Source organism: Streptomyces sp. NPDC030245, assembly GCF_055572995.1.
The window spans coordinates 220,110-236,457 of sequence record NZ_JBVICF010000004.1 but is presented as its reverse complement, the minus strand read 5'-3'; the positions used below and the strand labels follow the sequence as shown (position 1 = coordinate 236,457).

At 73.3% G+C, this 16,348-nt stretch carries 13 protein-coding genes and 1 pseudogene; 9 read left to right on the top strand and 5 right to left on the bottom strand.

The window, feature by feature from the left end; translation table 11 throughout:
* Positions 1-32: 32 nt before the first annotated feature.
* A complete protein-coding gene (locus tag ACZ4Z4_RS13110) occupies positions 33-1,094 on the bottom strand; it encodes an EamA family transporter (RefSeq protein ID WP_468326353.1) in 1,062 nt (353 codons plus the stop codon).
* 173 nt (positions 1,095-1,267) lie between these two features.
* On the opposite strand from ACZ4Z4_RS13110, the pseudogene ACZ4Z4_RS13105 reads away from it, so the two are divergent.
* A pseudogene (locus ACZ4Z4_RS13105) lies at positions 1,268-2,041 on the top strand (LysR family transcriptional regulator); the annotation flags it as partial.
* Between the two features lie 3 nt (positions 2,042-2,044).
* Here the strand turns inward: ACZ4Z4_RS13105 and ACZ4Z4_RS13100 are convergent.
* Positions 2,045-4,834: an FAD-binding and (Fe-S)-binding domain-containing protein gene (locus ACZ4Z4_RS13100; RefSeq protein WP_468326868.1), complete on the bottom strand. Its 2,790-nt coding sequence runs from the start codon at positions 4,832-4,834 to the stop codon at positions 2,045-2,047.
* 556 nt (positions 4,835-5,390) lie between these two features.
* On the opposite strand from ACZ4Z4_RS13100, the gene ACZ4Z4_RS13095 reads away from it, so the two are divergent.
* The 7 genes from ACZ4Z4_RS13095 (at position 5,391) to serC (ending at position 12,495) form a co-directional block, all read left to right on the top strand.
* The gene (locus ACZ4Z4_RS13095; protein ID WP_468326351.1) at positions 5,391-7,310 is read left to right on the top strand and encodes a sensor histidine kinase; all 1,920 of its coding nucleotides are present in this window, start codon (positions 5,391-5,393) and stop codon (positions 7,308-7,310) included.
* Positions 7,307-7,771: a roadblock/LC7 domain-containing protein gene (locus ACZ4Z4_RS13090; protein ID WP_468326349.1), complete on the top strand. Its 465-nt coding sequence runs from the start codon at positions 7,307-7,309 to the stop codon at positions 7,769-7,771. Before ACZ4Z4_RS13095 ends, ACZ4Z4_RS13090 begins: the two co-directional genes overlap by 4 nt.
* Positions 7,768-8,124 carry a DUF742 domain-containing protein gene (locus ACZ4Z4_RS13085; RefSeq protein WP_362998030.1) on the top strand — a complete coding sequence of 119 codons (357 nt, stop codon included), beginning with the start codon at positions 7,768-7,770 and terminating at the stop codon, positions 8,122-8,124. Before ACZ4Z4_RS13090 ends, ACZ4Z4_RS13085 begins: the two co-directional genes overlap by 4 nt.
* Entirely contained in the window at positions 8,105-8,776 is a 672-nt protein-coding gene (locus tag ACZ4Z4_RS13080) for a GTP-binding protein (RefSeq protein ID WP_468326348.1), read from the top strand. Before ACZ4Z4_RS13085 ends, ACZ4Z4_RS13080 begins: the two co-directional genes overlap by 20 nt.
* Positions 8,773-10,047: a cytochrome P450 gene (locus tag ACZ4Z4_RS13075; protein WP_468326347.1), complete on the top strand. Its 1,275-nt coding sequence runs from the start codon at positions 8,773-8,775 to the stop codon at positions 10,045-10,047. The genes ACZ4Z4_RS13080 and ACZ4Z4_RS13075 overlap by 4 nt, the downstream gene beginning before the upstream one ends.
* The gene (locus tag ACZ4Z4_RS13070; protein WP_468326345.1) at positions 10,044-11,252 is read left to right on the top strand and encodes a cytochrome P450 family protein; all 1,209 of its coding nucleotides are present in this window, start codon (positions 10,044-10,046) and stop codon (positions 11,250-11,252) included. The genes ACZ4Z4_RS13075 and ACZ4Z4_RS13070 overlap by 4 nt, the downstream gene beginning before the upstream one ends.
* Positions 11,253-11,376: 124 nt before the next feature.
* Complete coding sequence (gene serC / locus ACZ4Z4_RS13065; RefSeq protein WP_468326343.1) at positions 11,377-12,495, top strand: phosphoserine transaminase; 1,119 nt, start codon at positions 11,377-11,379, stop codon at positions 12,493-12,495.
* A gap of 108 nt (positions 12,496-12,603) precedes the next feature.
* Here the strand turns inward: serC and ACZ4Z4_RS13060 are convergent, their stop codons facing one another.
* Both ACZ4Z4_RS13060 and ACZ4Z4_RS13055 read right to left on the bottom strand, forming a co-directional pair.
* Positions 12,604-13,443 (bottom strand): ABC transporter permease, encoded by an 840-nt coding sequence (locus ACZ4Z4_RS13060; RefSeq protein ID WP_468326341.1) that lies wholly within the window; start codon positions 13,441-13,443, stop codon positions 12,604-12,606.
* Positions 13,440-14,426, bottom strand: a complete 987-nt coding sequence (locus ACZ4Z4_RS13055; RefSeq protein WP_468326339.1) for an ATP-binding cassette domain-containing protein — start codon at positions 14,424-14,426, stop codon at positions 13,440-13,442. The genes ACZ4Z4_RS13060 and ACZ4Z4_RS13055 overlap by 4 nt, the downstream gene beginning before the upstream one ends.
* A gap of 123 nt (positions 14,427-14,549) precedes the next feature.
* Here ACZ4Z4_RS13055 and ACZ4Z4_RS13050 point away from each other — a divergent pair, with 123 nt between their 5' ends.
* On the top strand, positions 14,550-15,326 hold the full coding sequence (locus tag ACZ4Z4_RS13050; protein WP_468326338.1) for a TetR/AcrR family transcriptional regulator: 777 nt from the start codon (positions 14,550-14,552) through the stop codon (positions 15,324-15,326).
* Between the two features lie 14 nt (positions 15,327-15,340).
* Here the strand turns inward: ACZ4Z4_RS13050 and ACZ4Z4_RS13045 are convergent, their stop codons facing one another.
* A complete protein-coding gene (locus ACZ4Z4_RS13045; RefSeq protein ID WP_468326336.1) occupies positions 15,341-16,345 on the bottom strand; it encodes a TolB-like translocation protein in 1,005 nt (334 codons plus the stop codon).
* Positions 16,346-16,348: the final 3 nt, after the last annotated feature.

Below are 16,348 nucleotides of genomic sequence, written 5' to 3'. Positions count from 1 at the left end.
AGCGCGCAGAGAAACAAGCAAGCGTGCTTGCATTACTTTTCGGACGGCCGCCCGGCGGGTTCGGCACCGTGTGCGGCACGGGGGGCGGCACCGTCTTCGGCACTGGGTTCGGCACCGCCTTCGGCGCCGGGGACGGCGGTCATGTCGAAGGGGGCCGCCGACTCGGCCGGCTCCGCACCGGTCACAGGACCGGACCCCGCACGCGCCCGCCGCCGTCCCACCTGCGTCCGCACCGCACCCATGCTCGCCGCGATGACGAGGCTGATGGCGACGGCCTCGGCGGCGGAGAGCGCCTGGCTCAGGACGAGGAACCCGGCGACGGACGCGATGGCCGGTTCCAGGCTCATCAGGACCGCGAAGGTGTGCGCGGGCAGCCGCCGCAGGGCGAGGAGTTCGAGGGTGTACGGCAGTACGGACGACAGCACCGCGACGGCCGCGCCGAGCGCCAGCGTGCCCGGCTGGACCAGCCGCGACCCGGACGCGGCGACGCCCAGCGGCAGGAACAGCACGGCCGCGACCGCCATCGCGAGGGCCAGACCGTCGGCCTGCGGGAAGCGCCGCCCGGTGCGCGCGCTGAAGAGGATGTACACCGCCCACATCGCGCCGGCCCCGAGGGCGTAGGCGACACCGACCGGGTCGAGGCCGTCGAAGCCGCCCCCGCCGCCGAGCAGGAAGACGCCGCAGAGGGCGAGCGCCGCCCAGACGAGGTTCACGGCGCGGCGCGAGGCGAGGACGGAGAGCGCGAGCGGGCCGAGGACTTCGAGGGTGACGGCGGGGCCCATGGGGATGCGGGCGACGGACTGGTAGAAGAGGCCGTTCATCCCGGCCATGGCCACGCCGAACGCGACGACCGTGCCCCAGTCGGCCCGCGAGTACCCCCGCACCTTCGGCCGGCACACGACGAGCAGCACGAGGGCGGCGAAGACGAGCCGCAGCGCCACGATGCCGACCGCGCCGACCCTCGGCATCACGCTCACGGCGAGCGCGCCGCCGAACTGCACGGAGATCCCGCCCGCGAGCACGAGCCCCACGGGGCCGAGGGAGCCGAACGCACGCGGCGTCGGCGCTGCCTGATCGCTGCGGGAGACGTTCACGCGCGAGCCTTTCCCGAGGTCCGGTGTCCTGAAGTCCTGAAGTCCGTGGAGTACATCACGCTGCACTGCGCCATACAAAGTAATGCACCACGTCAGGATTGTGGAGCGCTTTTACTGCTGTACGCAAACCGCGCCCACATGTCGAAGCTACGGCGCCCGGCACGGCTTGAGAAATCACGCAGCCCGCCACGTCCCGCACGCTCGCGGCGCTGGAGGACGCGCTCGGCGTGCGGCTCGTGGACCGTTCGACGCACCACCTCACGCTCACCGCCGCGGGGCACGCGTTCCGGGACCGGGCGGCGGTCGCCGTCGCCGCGTTCGAGGACGCGCTGGACGCGGGCCGCTCGGTGCGCAGGCCGCTGCGGCTCGGGCACGCGTGGTCGGCGGCGGGCCCCTACACCGTTCCTCTGCTGCGCCGCTGGCGCGCGGCACACCCCGACGTACCGCTCGAACTCCTCCGCATCGACGACCGCACCGCGGGGCTGACCCGTGGCGCGGTCGACGTCGCACTGCTGCGCGGTCCCGTCGACGCGCCCGGTCTGGTCTCCGAGCTCCTCCACACGGAGCGCCGGGTGGCCGCCGTCCCCGCCGACAGCCCCCTCGCGGGCCGCGCCGAGCTGGCCCTCGCGGACCTGGCGCACCGCACGATCGCCCTCAACTCGGTCTCCGGCACCACGACGCTCGACCTGTGGCCCGCCGACGCGCGCCCCACGTCCACGGTGACCGTCGCCAACACCGACGACTGGCTGGCCGCGATCGCCGCCGACCGCGCGGTGGGCGTCACCACCACGGCGACCCCCGGCATGCACCCGCACCCGTCGGTCACCTACGTCCCCCTCACGGACGCCCCGCCCCTCCCGGTCTCCCTGACCTGGCGCGCCGGCCCCGCCCCGCACCCGTACGTGAGGGCACTGGTGGAGCTGGCGCGGGAGGTCATGCGGGGGTAGGGCTCAACCGTCTCCGGAGCCCGGCTCCCGCGTCTCGCTCCCGGCACGGGTGTGGCGCACCCCGTCCGTCAGCCCGTCCGCCAGCACCTCCGCCAGATGCCGTCCCCGCACCCCGGCGAGCTGGGCCAGCTGGGTGCGGCAGGAGTAGCCGTCGGCGAGGACCACCGCGTCGGAGTCCGCCTGCGCCACCGAGGGCAGCAGTTGTTCCTCGGCGCAGGTCTTCGAGACGTCGTAGTGGCCGCGTTCGAAACCGAAGTTCCCGGCGAGGCCGCAGCAGCCGCCGCTCAGTTCGCCCGTCAGGCCCGCCTTCGTGCGCAGCCGCCGCTCCGCCGCGTCGCCCAGGACCGCGTGCTGGTGGCAGTGGGTCTGGCCGACGGCGGGGCGGTCGACGGCCGGGGGCCGCCAGTGCGGGGCCAGTTCCTCGACGGCCTGCGCGAAGGTGCGGACCGCGGCGGCGAGCCGGGGCGCGCGGGGGTCGTCGCCGAGCAGTTCGGGCAGGTCCGTGGTGAGCGCGGCGGCGCAGCTCGGCTCCAGGACGACGACCGGGGTCCCTGCCGCCAGGAGCGGTTCCATCCGGTCGAGGGTGGCGCGCAGGACGGTGCGGGCGCGGTCGAGCTGGCCCGTCGAGACGTACGTCAGGCCGCAGCACACCCCGCGCGCCGGCACCGCGACGCGGAGCCCCGCGTCCTCCAGGACCGTCACGGCGGCCTGCCCCACGGAAGGGGAGAGGTGCTCGGTGAAGGTGTCGGGCCACAGCACGACATCGGCCCGCGGCCCGCTCCCGTCTCCCTTCCCGCCTTCGTCCCTGCTCGCCCACCACTGCCGGAACGTCCGCGTCGCCACCTCCGGAAGCGTCCGCTCCGGGGCGATGCCGCCCATCCGTTTGGCGAGCGCGGCCAGCGGGGCGATCCGGGACAGCGCGTTGACGAGCCGGGCCGTGCGCGTCGCCGCGACGGCCCGCAGCCAGCGCGGCAGCCAGCCCATCGCGTAGTGGGCGGCGGGTCTGCGGCGGCCTTCGTAGTGGTGGTGGAGGAACTCCGCCTTGTACGTGGCCATGTCGACGCCGACCGGGCAGTCCGAGCGGCAGCCCTTGCAGGACAGGCAGAGGTCGAGGGCGTCCCTGACCTCCGTGGAGCGCCAGCCGTCCGTCACCACCTCACCGGCGAGCATCTCGTGCAGCAGGCGGGCGCGGCCGCGCGTGGAGTGCTCCTCCTCGCCCGTGGCGCGGAAGGACGGGCACATCACGCCGGTGGGAGAGGCCGCCGACGCGGTACGGCACTTGGCGACTCCGACGCACCGCCTGACCGCCGCCGTGAAGTCGCCGCCGTCGTGCGGATAGCCGAAGACGACGTCGACCGGCTCACGCGGCAGGGGCGCGAACCGCAGGCCGGCGTCGAGGGGCGCGGGCCGCACCAGCATGCCCGGGTTGAGCAGGCCCGCCGGGTCCCAGACGTCCTTGACCCGTTCGAAGAGGCGGATGAGGTCGGGGCCGTACATCTTCGGGAGCAGTTCGGCGCGCGCCTGCCCGTCGCCGTGTTCGCCGGAGAGCGAACCGCCGTGCGCGACGACGAGTCCGGCGAGGTCTTCGGAGAAGGCGCGGAAGCGGGCCACGCCTTCGGGGCTCAGCAGGTCGAAGTCGATGCGTACGTGGATGCAGCCGTCCCCGAAATGCCCGTACGGCGTGCCGCGCAACCCGTGTTCGCCGAGGAGGGCCCTGAAGTCCCGCAGGTAGGCGCCGAGCCGGGCGGGCGGCACCGCGCAGTCCTCCCAGCCGGGCCAGGCCTCGGACCCGTCCGGCATGCGGGTGGCCGTCCCGCTGGCGTCCTCGCGCACCCGCCACAGCGCCCGCTGCCCCGCCGGGTCGTCGACGACCACGGCGTCCACGGTGCCGGCGGCGGCCGCGCGCACGATCGCGGCGCCGCGCGCGCGAGCCTCGGCCGGGCTGTCGCCGCCGGTCTCCACGAAGAGCCAGGCGCCGCCCTTGGGCAGCCCGCTCTGCCGGGCGGCTCCGCGCACGAGGTCGGCGGCCATGCCCTCGACGGTCAGTGGCCCGTGCGGCAGGAGACCCGCCGCGGCTTCGGCGGCCGCGCTCTCGTCGGCGTAACCGAGCACGGCGAGCGCACGCGCGCGGGGCGCTTCGACGAGGCGTACGCGCGCCTCGGTGAGGACGCCGAGGGTGCCCTCCGAACCGCAGAAGGCGCGCGCCAGGTCCGTGCCGTGTTCGGGGAGCAGCGCGTCCAGGGCGTAGCCGGAGATGCGGCGCGGCAGGTCGGGGAAGCCGGTGCGCAGGAGCGCCAGGTCGCCGTCGACGAGGGCGCGCAGGCCCGCGGGGGCGCCGTCCCAGCCTCTGGCGAGGTTGCGGAGTCCGCCCGCGCCGTCGAGCACGGTGAGGGCGGAGACGTTGTCGGCGGTCGTGCCCCAGGCCACCGAGTGGGAGCCGCAGGAGTTGTTGCCGATCATTCCGCCGAGGGTGCAGCGGCTGTGGGTGGAGGGGTCGGGGCCGAAGGTGAGGCCGTGCGGGGCCGCGGCGGCGCGCAGGTCGTCCAGGACGACGCCCGGCTGCACCACGGCGGTGCGCTCCTCCGGGGCGAGGGCGACGACGCGGTTCATGTGGCGGGTGAAGTCGAGGACGACGCCGGTCCCCGTGGCCTGCCCGGCGATCGAGGTGCCCGCGCCGCGCGGCACGACCGGCACGTCGTGCTCGCGGCAGACCGCGAGGACCGCCGCCACGTCGTCCGCGTCGCGCGGGGCCACCACCGCGGTGGGCACCCGGCGGTAGTTGGAGGCGTCCATGGTGTGCAGGGCCCGCGCGGTGACGGAGAGGTCGACGTCCCCGCGCACGGCGGCGCGCAGGTCTTGTGCGAGGCCGTCGGGGGCGGCGCGCAGGACCTGTCGATGGCCGTCGGCGGCGGCGCGCGGGTCCTCTCCGCGGCCGTCGGCGGCGGCGCGCACGTCTTGTTCACGGCCGTCGGCGGCCGGGCGCACGTCCTGTCCACGGCCGTCGGCGGCAGCGCGCACGTCTTGTTCACGGCCGTCGGCGGCCGCACGCAGGCCCTCTCCGCGGCCGTCGGCGGCCGCGTGCAGGTCCTCTCCACGGCCGTCGGCAGCCGCACGCCGGTCGGCTGCCCGGCCGTCGGCAGCCGCGTGCAGGCCCTGTTCACCGCCCTCGGCGTCGGCGTCGAGATCGCTCATGCCGTCCAGGATGCCCCCGCACAGGCCCCTCGCGACCAGCCCGCCCCACCCGTTTTTGCACGATCCGGACGGGAAGATTCCCAACCCGGTCCATAACTCTCCTATAGTGATCCCGACTTGAGCAGAGTGTGTCGCTTCCGATCGAGGACCCCGATTGATGACCGCGCAAACCCCCCTCGCGCGCCCCGGGACGAGTGGGGCCTCCCCTGCTCGAGCGGAGACAGGAACGCGGGAGAAGCCCCCGCTGCGCCCGACCGCGCTCGTCCTGCTGGCCTGCGCCCTGACCACCGCGGCCCTCACCGGAGCCGCCGTGGCCGTCGCCCCCGACTCCGTGCGGACCCCCCTGGCATGGGGGGCGGGCGCCGCCTCCCTCGCGCTCAGCGCCGCCGTGACGCTCGCCTTCCACTCCCTCCGCACTGGCGCCCTGCTGCGCCGCCGCGTGGCCGCCGCACGGCAGGACGCGGAACGGCTCGTCCTCGAACAGGCGGCCCGCGCCGCGGAGTTCACCCGCGAGCGGACCGCGCTCACCGAGTACTTCGCCCGTGAGCGGAACGAACTGACCGTGCGGGCCCGCACCGCCGAGTCCGAGCGGGCCGCCGCCCTCGCCGCGTGCGCCAACGCCGCGGGACGCATGCAGGCCCTGGCCACCGGCATGCTCGCCGACCTGCGCGAGATGGAGGGCAGGCACGCCGACGAGGACGTCCTCACCGACCTCCTCCACCTCGACCACAGGACCGCGCAGGCGGGCCGCATCGCCGACTCCGTGGCCGTGCTCACCGGCGCCCGCTCGGGCCGCCGCTGGTCCCGGCCCATCGTCATGGAGTCGATCCTGCGCGGCGCGATGGGCCGCATCGGCGGCTACCAGCGCGTGCGCGTCCACTCGGCGAGCGAGCTCGCCGTCGCGGGCCACGCCGCCGAGGGCGTCATGCACGCCCTCGCCGAAATCCTGGACAACGCCGCGAACTTCTCGCCGCCCACCTCCGAAGTGCACGTCTACATCGAGGAGGTCGCGGCCGGCGTCATCGTCTCCGTCGAGGACAGCGGCCTGGTGATGGGCCCCGTGCAGCAGCGCCGCGCCGAGCGCGCCGTCTCGGGCGAGACGACGGGGCTCACCGGTCTGTCCGGCACCCGGCTCGGCCTCGCGGTGGTCGGCAGGCTGGCCCGCAAGCACGGGCTGACGGTGTCGTTCCGCCCGTCGGCGCGCGGCGGCACAGGGGTACTCCTGCTGATACCGCAGGAGTTGCTCTCCCGCCCGTCGGAAACGGCAGCGATACCGGCGGCGGCCGCCGCACTCCCCCCGGCGACACCGACACACCTCCCGCCCCGGGAAGGGGCCGAACTCCCCGCACGGGAGGGGGCCGAGCTCCCCTCGCAGGGGCAGGCCGAGGCCCCCGCGCAGGGAGAGGCCGAGCTCCCCGCGCGGGAGCAGGCGGAGGTCCCCGCGCAGGGGCAGGCTGGAATCTCCTCCCAGGGACAGGCCGAGCTCCCCGCACGCGAGCGGGCCGGACTCCCCGCGCAGGAACAGGCTGGCGCCCCCTACCAGGAACAGGCCGGTCTCCCCTCCCAGGAGCAGGCCGAACTCCCCGCGCGTAAGCGCTCCGCGCTCCCCTCGCAGGGGCAGGCCGGCGCCCCCTCGCGGCCGCAGGCCGGAGCCCCCGCGGGGGAGCGCGCCGAACTCCCCTCCCAGGGGCAACCCGCGCCCCCCTCCCACGCGCGGACCGAGCTCCCCTCGGCCGCGGGTGCGGCCGGCGCCCCGGACGCGTACCTCCTGGACGCCCCCCTCGACCGCGTCGACGCGGAACCCGTGCCCGACCACCGGTCGGCCGCCGTGGCGCCGCTGCCCAAGCGGCCCCGCGGCCGGACCCTCGCCGCCGCCGAGCGGGCCCGTGCCGACAGTGACACCGGGGAGACCCGCAGGCCCCGCGCCCCCGGCGCCGCGAGCACCGCCGCCCGCTTCAGCAGCTTCCGTCAGGCCGTCCGTACCACTCCCACGGATCCCGCCACTCCGTCGGCCCCCTCGGAAGCCACGGACGCCCCCGCAATCCCCCAGCACCCGGAAGGCGACACCCCCCGATGACCACCGGCACCACCGGCACCACCGGCACCTCCCCCGGCAGCACCACCGACGCCAAGCTGACCTGGCTGCTCGAAGGCCTCCTGGAGCGCACCCCCGGCGCCCGGCACGCCCTCGTGCTCTCCCGTGACGGCCTGAAGCTGTGCCGCACCCGCGAGCTCTCCGTCGACCAGGCCGACCAGCTCGCCGCGATAGCCGCCGGCATCCAGTCCCTGTCGCACGGCGCGTCCGCCGAGTTCGGTGACGGCAGCGGCGGGGTCCGCTCGGCGATGGCCGAGTTCTACGGCGGCATCCTCTTCATCGTCGAGGCCGGCGAGGGCGCCCACCTCGCGGTCATCGCCGCCGAGGACGCCGACGCGGGTCTCGTCGGCCACACCATGAGCGAGCTGGTCGAGCAGCTGGGCGAGCACCTGCGCGCCGCGCCCCGCGCCGACGACACCCCCCGCGGCCGGCCCGCGTCATGAGCCGCCCCGGCCGGGACGACTCCCCCGACCGGCTGTACACCCTCACCGGGGGTCGCAGCCGGTCGGCGCCCGACACGCCCTTCGACCTGGTGACCCTCGTCGTCGCCGAGTCCGCTCCGGTCCCCGGCATGCAGTCCGAGCACGCCGCGATCCTGCGGATGTGCGGGCTGCCCACGGCGGTCGTGGAGATCGCCGCCGAGCTCCGCCTGCCGGTGAGCATCACCCGCATCCTGCTCTCCGACCTGCTCGACGCGGGCCGGATCAGCGCCCGCCACCCGCGTTCGGGCCCCACCCACAGCCTTCCCGATTCCGACCTCCTGGAGCAGGTGCTCGTTGGACTCCGCAACCTCTGAACGCAGCGCTACCGGGACCACCCGAACAGAGCTGACCGCCACCGCCGACAACGGCCTGAAGATCGTCGTGGTCGGCGGCTTCGGCGTCGGCAAGACGACCCTGGTCCGCTCCGTCAGCGAGATCCGTCCCCTCAACACCGAGGAGACGATGACGCAGGCCGGGCGGGGCATCGACGAGACGGGCGGCCTCGAAGGGCTGGGCGCCAAGACGTCCACGACCGTCGCCTTCGACTTCGGCCGCATCACGCTCGACGCGCACAACGTCCTCTACCTCTTCGGCGCCCCCGGCCAGGAACGCTTCTGGTTCCTGTGGGACCGCCTCTTCTCCGGCACCCTCGGCGCGGTCGTCCTCGTCGACACCCGCCGCCTGGAGGACTCCTGGTACGCGATCGACCGCCTGGAGCACCACGGCACGCCGTTCATCGTGGCCCGCAACGACTTCGGCGGCCCCGCGCACACCACGGAGCAGCTGCGCGAGGCGCTCGACCTCGACCCCGGGGTGCCGCTCATCGACTGCGACGCGCGGTCCCGGCAGTCCGGCAAGGACGTGCTGATCACGCTCGTCGAACACCTCCAGACGCTGTACGCAGCGCAGTACGCCGCTCAGCGCGCCGCCGCCCAGCCGCACACGCCCCAGGAGACCGCTCAGTGACCTGCCCCGTGACCGGCGCCGGACAGGGCGCCGCCCCCGGCCCCGTCCCGCTCTCCGGCCCGCGGTTCGCCACCGAACCGGCCCAGCTCTACCGGGAGATGCGCCGCGACCACGGCCCCGTCGCCCCCGTGCTCCTCGACGGCGGCATACCGGCCTGGCTCGTCCTCGGCTACCGCGAACTGCACCAGGTCACCGGCGACCCGCTCCTCTACAGCCGCGACTCCGAGCTGTGGAACCAGTGGCCGAACATCCCCGCCGACTGGCCGCTGCTCCCCATGATCGGCCACAAGCAGCCGTCGATCCTCTACACCGTCGGCGAACGGCACACCCGGCGCGCCGCGATGATCGCGCACGCCCTCGAAGCGGTCGACCCCTTCGAACTCAAGTCGCACGCCGAGACGTTCGCGGACGAGCTGATCGACCGCTTCTGCGGCAAGGGCACCACGGAGATCATCTCCGAGTACGCGATGCTGCTCCCGGTCCGCGTCCTCGCCCGCATCTACGGCTTCTCCGACGAGCAGGGCCCCGGCCTCGTCACCGCCATGAACGACATGATCGACGGCCGCGAGCGGGCACTCGCGGGCCAGCAGCACCTGGCGGACTCCATGATGCGGCTCATCACCGACAAGCACGCCAAGCCGGACCAGGACGTCGCCTCGTACATGATCGAGACCCAGCAGACGGAAGAGGGCTCGGACTTCACCGACGAGGAGATCGCCCAGGACCTGATGGTGATGATGGCCGCGGGCCACCAGCCGTCCGCCGACTGGATCGGCAACTCGCTGCGCCTGATGCTCACCGACGACCGCTTCGCCGCCTCCCTGTTCGGCGGCAGGCACAGCGTCGCCGAGGCCATGAACGAGGTCCTGTGGGAGGACACCCCGACGCAGAACGTCGCGGGCCGCTGGGCCTCCCGCGACACCCACCTCGGCGGCCGCCGCATCAACGCGGGCGACCTGCTCCTCCTCGGCCTCGCCGCCGCCAACTCCGACCCGCAGGTCCGCACCGACGGCTCCGCGCTGACCGGCGGCAACAACGCCCACTTCTCCTTCGGCCACGGCGAGCACCGCTGCCCCTTCCCGGCCCAGGAGGTCGCCGAGGTCATCGCACGGACCGGCATCGAGGTCCTCCTCGACCGCCTGCCCGACCTCGACCTCGCGGTCCCCGCCGACTCCCTGACCCGCCGCCCCTCGCCGTGGCTGCGCGGCCTGACCGAACTGCCGGTGAGCTTCACCCCGACCCCGACCTCAGCGTTTGGAGACCGAAGATGACGCGCATCGCCCTGGACCCGTTCGTCACCGACCTCGACGGCGAGAGCGCACGGCTGCGGGCGGCGGGTCCGCTCGCGGAGGCGGAGCTGCCGGGGGGCGTACCGGTGTGGGCGGTCACGCACCACGCCGAGGCGCGGCAGCTGCTCACCGACAAGCGCCTGGTGAAGGACATCGAGGTCTGGGGCGCCTGGCGGCGCGGCGAGATCCCCGCCGACTGGCCGCTGATCGGCCTCGCCAACCCCGGCCGCTCCATGCTGACGGCCGACGGCGAGGAGCACCGCAGGCTGCGCACGCTCGTCGCGCAGGCGCTGACGCCCCGCCGCGTGGAGCACATGCGCGGCCGCATCGCGGAGCTGACGCAGGGCCTGCTCGACGGCCTCCCGGCGGACGGCCAGGTGGTCGACCTCAAGGCGGAGTTCGCCTACCCCCTCCCCATGTACGTCATCAGTGACCTGATGGGCATCGACGAGGCGGACCACCCCCGCCTGAAGGTCCTCTTCGACAAGTTCTTCTCCACGCAGACGCCCCCTGATGAGGTCGTGGCGACGCTCGGCGAACTCGCCGCGATGATGGGCAAGGTCGTCGCGGCCCGCCGCGCGGAGCCCGGCGACGACCTGACCAGCGCGCTGATCCAGGCCTCCGAGGACGGCGACCACCTCACCGACGAGGAGATCGTCTCCACGCTCCAGCTGATGGTCGCGGCCGGCCACGAGACGACGATCTCCCTCATCGTCAACGCGGTGGTGAACCTCTCCGCCCACCCCGACCAGCTCGCCCTGGTCCTGTCCGGCCGGGTCGGCTGGGACGCGGTCATCGAGGAGACCCTGCGCTACGCCACCCCGACCTCGCACGTCCTGATCCGCTTCGCGGCCGAGGACGTCCCCGTCGGCGACAAGGTGATCCGCGCGGGTGACGCGCTGATCGTCTCGTACGGCGCGATAGGCCGCGACGAGCAGGCGCACGGGCCCACGGCGGGCACCTTCGACATCACCCGCACGTCTCCCACGCGCCACATCTCCTTCGGGCACGGCCCGCACGTGTGCCCCGGCGCGGCGCTCTCCCGCCTGGAGGCGGGCGTCGCCCTCCCGGCCCTGTACGCCCGCTTCCCCGACCTGACCCTGGCGGTCCCGCACACGGCCCTCCGCAACAAGCCGGTGGTGACGCAGAACGACCTGTACGAGCTGCCGGTACGGCTGACGAGTTAGCCCCTCCGGCGTTTGAGGAGCGGGGTCCGGGGCGGAGCCCCGAGGCGTCCACGCCCGGTGGGGTCGCGATCTCAGCCGACGGACACGAACGAGACGGCGCGCCCTGAGCCGCTAGGCTCGCCCCGTGGCTGAGATCCAGATTCCCGCTGACATGAAGCCCGCCGACGGCCGTTTCGGCGCGGGCCCCTCCAAGGTGCGTACGGAGGCGCTGGACGCCCTGGCCGCCACCGGCACCTCCCTCCTCGGAACCTCCCACCGCCAGGCCCCGGTCAAGAACCTGGTCGGCCGCGTGCGCGAGGGCGTCAAGGACCTCTTCTCCCTCCCCGAGGGGTACGAGGTGATCCTCGGCAACGGCGGCTCCACCGCCTTCTGGGACGTGGCGACGCACGGCCTGATCGAGAACAAGTCGCAGCACCTCAACTTCGGCGAGTTCTCCTCCAAGTTCGCGAAGGCGGCGAAGCTCGCCCCGTGGCTGGCCGAGCCGACCGTGATCGCGAGCGACCCGGGCACGCACCCCGACCCGAAGGCGGAGGCGGGCGTCGACGTCTACGCCTTCACGCACAACGAGACCTCGACGGGCGTCGCCGCGCCCATCAAGCGCGTCGAGGGCGCCGACGCCGGCTCCCTCGTCCTCGTGGACGCCACGTCCGGCGCGGGCGGCCTCCCGGTCGACATCGCCGAGACGGACGTCTACTACTTCGCCCCGCAGAAGTCCTTCGCCTCGGACGGCGGCCTGTGGCTCGGCGTGTTCTCCCCGGCGGCGATCGAGCGCGCCGAGCGGATCCACGCGTCGGGCCGCCACGTCCCGGAGTTCTTCTCGCTGCCCACCGCGATCGACAACTCCCGCAAGAACCAGACGTACAACACCCCGGCGCTCGCCACGCTGTTCCTGCTCGCCGAGCAGCTGGACTGGATGAACTCCCAGGGCGGCCTCGAGTTTACGACCGGCCGCACGGCCGCGTCGTCGCGCACGCTGTACGGCTGGGCCGAGGAGTCGAAGTACGCGACGCCGTTCGTCACGGACGCGGCGAAGCGGTCGCAGGTCATCGGCACGATCGATTTCTCCGACGAGGTCGATGCGGGCGCTGTCGCCAAGGCGTTGCGCGCGAACGGGATCGTGGACACGGAGCCGTACCGGAAGCTGGGCCGCAACCAGCTGCGCGTTGCGATGTTCCCGGCGATCGACCCCGCGGATGTCGAGGCGCTGACCAAGTGCATCGACTTCGTCATCGAGCGTCTCTGACCTTTCGCTGCGCGACCGGCCGCGGGTTCGTCGTGGCTGGTCGCGCCCACGCGGCGGAGCCGCAAATGTCACAGCCCCGCGCCCCTTACGGGGCGCGGGTCCCGCGCCCTACCTGCTCAGCCGCCTGAACCTCCTCACCGCCAGCGGCAGGAACACCAGCGAGATCACGATCGGCCACACCACCGCCATCAGGACCGCGTGCTGTTCCACCCAGCTGGAGCCGCCCGCGCCCGGGTTGCCGAAGAGTTCACGGGTGGCCGTACCCGTCGACGAGACGGGGTTCCACGCGGCGACCGGTGCGAGCCAGTCCGGCATCAGGGACGGTGCCACGAAGACGCTGGAGATCATCGTGAGCGGGAACGCCACCGCGTAGAGGCCACCCGCCGCCTCCGGAGTGGGGACCACCAGGCCCAGGTACACGCCCACCCAGATCAGGCTGAACCGCAGGAGCAGCAGCAGGCCAAAGGCGAGCAGTGTGTCGACGACGCCCGCGCTGGAGCGCCAGCCGATGGCGAGCGCGGTCAGCGCGAGGATGGTCAGCTCGGCGCAGGCCACGATGAGGTCGGCGAGGCCGCGCCCCGACGCCACCGCCGAGGGGGCCATCGGCATCGAGCGGAACCGGTCGATGACGCCCTTCGACGCGTCCGTGACGACGCCCATCGCCGTGTTCATGAACCCGAAGGCCATGGTCATCACGAACATGCCGGGCATCAGGAACTGCTTGTAGTCGCCATCCTCGCCGCCGCCCGGCACCTTCATCGCCTCGCCGAAGACGAAGCCGTACAGCAGCACGCTGATGATGGGGAAGCCCAGCTGCCAGGCGATGGTGACGGGCTGGCGCAGGAAGTGGGTGAGGTAGCGCCGGGTGACGTTCCAGCAGTCGGCGAGGGCCCAGAAGAGGCGCCCGTGCGCCGTCTGCGCGGTGTCGGCGGTGAGGGCGACGCTCATGCCGCGACCTCCTTCGTGGTGTCGGCGGACTCGGAGGTCTGTCCCGTCAGGCGCAGGAACACGTCGTCGAGGCTGGGCCTGCGCAGGCCGATGTCCTCGACGGCGATGCCTTCGTCCCGCAGGTTCCGCGCCACCTCGGTCAGTGCGCCGACCCGGTCGGTGACGGCGGCCTGCACGCGGCGCTCCACGTCGACGGTGAGCGGTTCGCCGTCGCAGACGCAGGTGACGGCCTTCACGGCGGCGGGCAGGTCGGCGGCGTCGCGGACCACGACGTCGAGGTGGCTGCCGCCGACCGTGTTCTTCAGGCCGTCGGGGGTGTCGTCGGCGATGGCGCGGCCCCGGTCGATGACGGTGATGCGGGAGGCGAGCCGGTCGGCCTCTTCGAGGTACTGGGTGGTGAGCAGCACGGTGGTGCCGCGCGCCACCAAGTCCCGTACGGAATCCCAGACTTCGAGGCGGCTGCGCGGGTCGAGGCCGGTGGTCGGCTCGTCCAGGAAGAGAACGGCGGGCGCGAGGATCATCGAGGCGGCGAGGTCGAGCCTGCGCCGCATGCCGCCGCTGTACTGACCGGCGCCCTTCTCCGCCGCGTCCTGGAGGTGGAACTGGTCCAGGAGTTCGTCGGCGCGCTGCCGGGCGCGCCTGCCGCCCAGGTGGAAGAGGCGGCCGAACATCTCCAGGTTCTGCCGCCCGGTGAGGATCTCATCCACGGCCGCGTACTGCCCGGTGAGGCCGATGCGGCCGCGGACCAGGGCGGGTTCGCGCACCACGTCGGCGCCGGCCACCTCGGCGTGGCCGCCGTCGAGCCGGACGAGGGTGGAGAGGATGCGTACGGCGGTGGTCTTGCCCGCGCCGTTGGGTCCGAGGAGTCCGTGCACCGTGCCCTGCTCGACGTGCAGGTCGAAGCCGTCCAGGGCGCGCTTCTCCCCGTACCGCTTCTCCAGCCCTTCGGCTCGCACCGCGAAGCCGTTCCCGTTGCCGCTCATCGACCGCCCCTTCCCTCCGAGTACGCCGCTCTGAGTACGCCGTACCCAATAGAGAGTACACCGTACCCAGTTTCGGCGCGTACGGCGTACTCAATTTCTGGACCTGCGATTAGGCTGAGAGCCATGACGAGCACGAACAGCAGCAGCGGCAGCGGCGACGACCGGCGCACCGGCGGCGACATCGCCCGCAGCCTGGAGCTGCTCTGGGGCGAGGGCGGCCGCCCGACCCGGGGCCCCAAGCCGGGCCTCACGCTGGACCGGATCGTCACCGAGGCGGTGCGCCTCGCGGACGCGGAGGGCCTCTCTGCGGTGTCGATGCGCCGCCTCTCCACGGAGCTCGGCACCGGCACGATGTCCCTGTACCGGTACGTCCCCGGCAAGGGCGAGCTCGTCGATCTGATGCTGGACCGGGTGTACGCGCCGCCCGAGGACGACGGCCCCTGGACCGGCGGCTGGCGCGAGGGCGTCGAGGCGTACGCGCGCGAAACCCTGGTCCTCTACCGCCGCCACCCCTGGCTGCTCCAGGTCAACCAGGCCCGCCCGGTGCTCGGCCCGGGCGCCGTCGGCGGCCTGGACCGCACCCTGTCCCGGATCAAGCCGATGGGCCTGAGCGACCCCGAACTGATCGGCGTGATCGTGATGACGGAGGGGTACGTCACCGGGATCGCCCGCACCCAGGTGCACGAGGTGGAGGCGACGAAGAAGACGGGCCTGTCGGACGAGGCGTTCTGGGAGGCGCAGACCCCCGTCCTCGAACGCGTCATGAAGAGCGGCCGCTACCCGACCCTCGCGGGCCTCTCCGAGGACTCGTTCGGCCCGGACTTCGACCACTTCGAGTTCGGTCTGCAACGGCTGCTGGACGGCCTGGACGTGCTGGTGGCCCAGCGCACCCGGAGATAACCCGAGACGGACCGCTATTTGCTTCCGCGCCGGCCCAGCCGCTTCAGCCCGAACACGGCGAGGAGGACGGCCCCGAGGACGATGGCGCCGGTCTTGACGCTGCCGTCGATCCCGGAGTCCTTGCCCCCGTCGCTGTCGGACCCGCCGCCGCCCGCCGACGAACCGGACCCGCTCCCCGCACCGCCCCCCGGCGCCTCGACGGGCTCGACCTCGCTCTGCGCGCCCTCGGTGCCGTACATCAAGGTCGTACCGTCCGTCGTGTACGTGACGGACTCGCCCTGCCGCTGCAACGGAACGCTCAGCCGCCCCTTGCGCTGCGGCTGCTTCCCCTCGCCCTGCCAGGCGTACCAGATGCCGCCGAAGTACCCGCGCAGCGCGAGCTGTTTCCCGTCGGGCGAGAAGGCCCCATCAGTCACCCAGAGATCGATCTCGGACACGCGCTTGAAGACATTCGTGCCTGAGGCGGACATCCGCTCAGGGCCCTCGTACAGCCCGCCGCCGTCCTCATTCTTGCTGACGATGTAGATCCGCCCGGTCTTCGGGTGCACCATCAGCGCCTCCGCGTCCCGCGCGCCGTCGGCGTACTTCACGACGTACTGCGTGGCGCGGATCGTCTGGTCCTTCAGCTGCTTCGGCTCGGGCAGCTTGTAGACCCAGACGTTCGACCAGGTGCCGTTGAGGTTGTCGCCGATGTCGCCGACGTAGATGTTCCCGTCGCTGCCGACCGAAATCGCCTCGACGTCGCGCGGGGAGCCCACGCCCGTCATGGTCACGGTGGCGACGGTCTTCCCCGTCTTCGAGTCGACCGCGTAGAGGAAGGCGCCCTTGTCCTGGTCGTTGTGCGTCCAGTAGACGCCCGGGTGGGCGCGGGACGCGGCGAGGCCGCTGGACTCGACGATCCGCGGGTCCTTGATGGTGAACCCGTCGTGGCCGTCGGCGGCAGCGGGCACGGCGGTGGCGAAGACCAGCACGGCACCGGCGACAAGGACGGAGGACGGAACAGCCCGAAGCGAACGCATGGG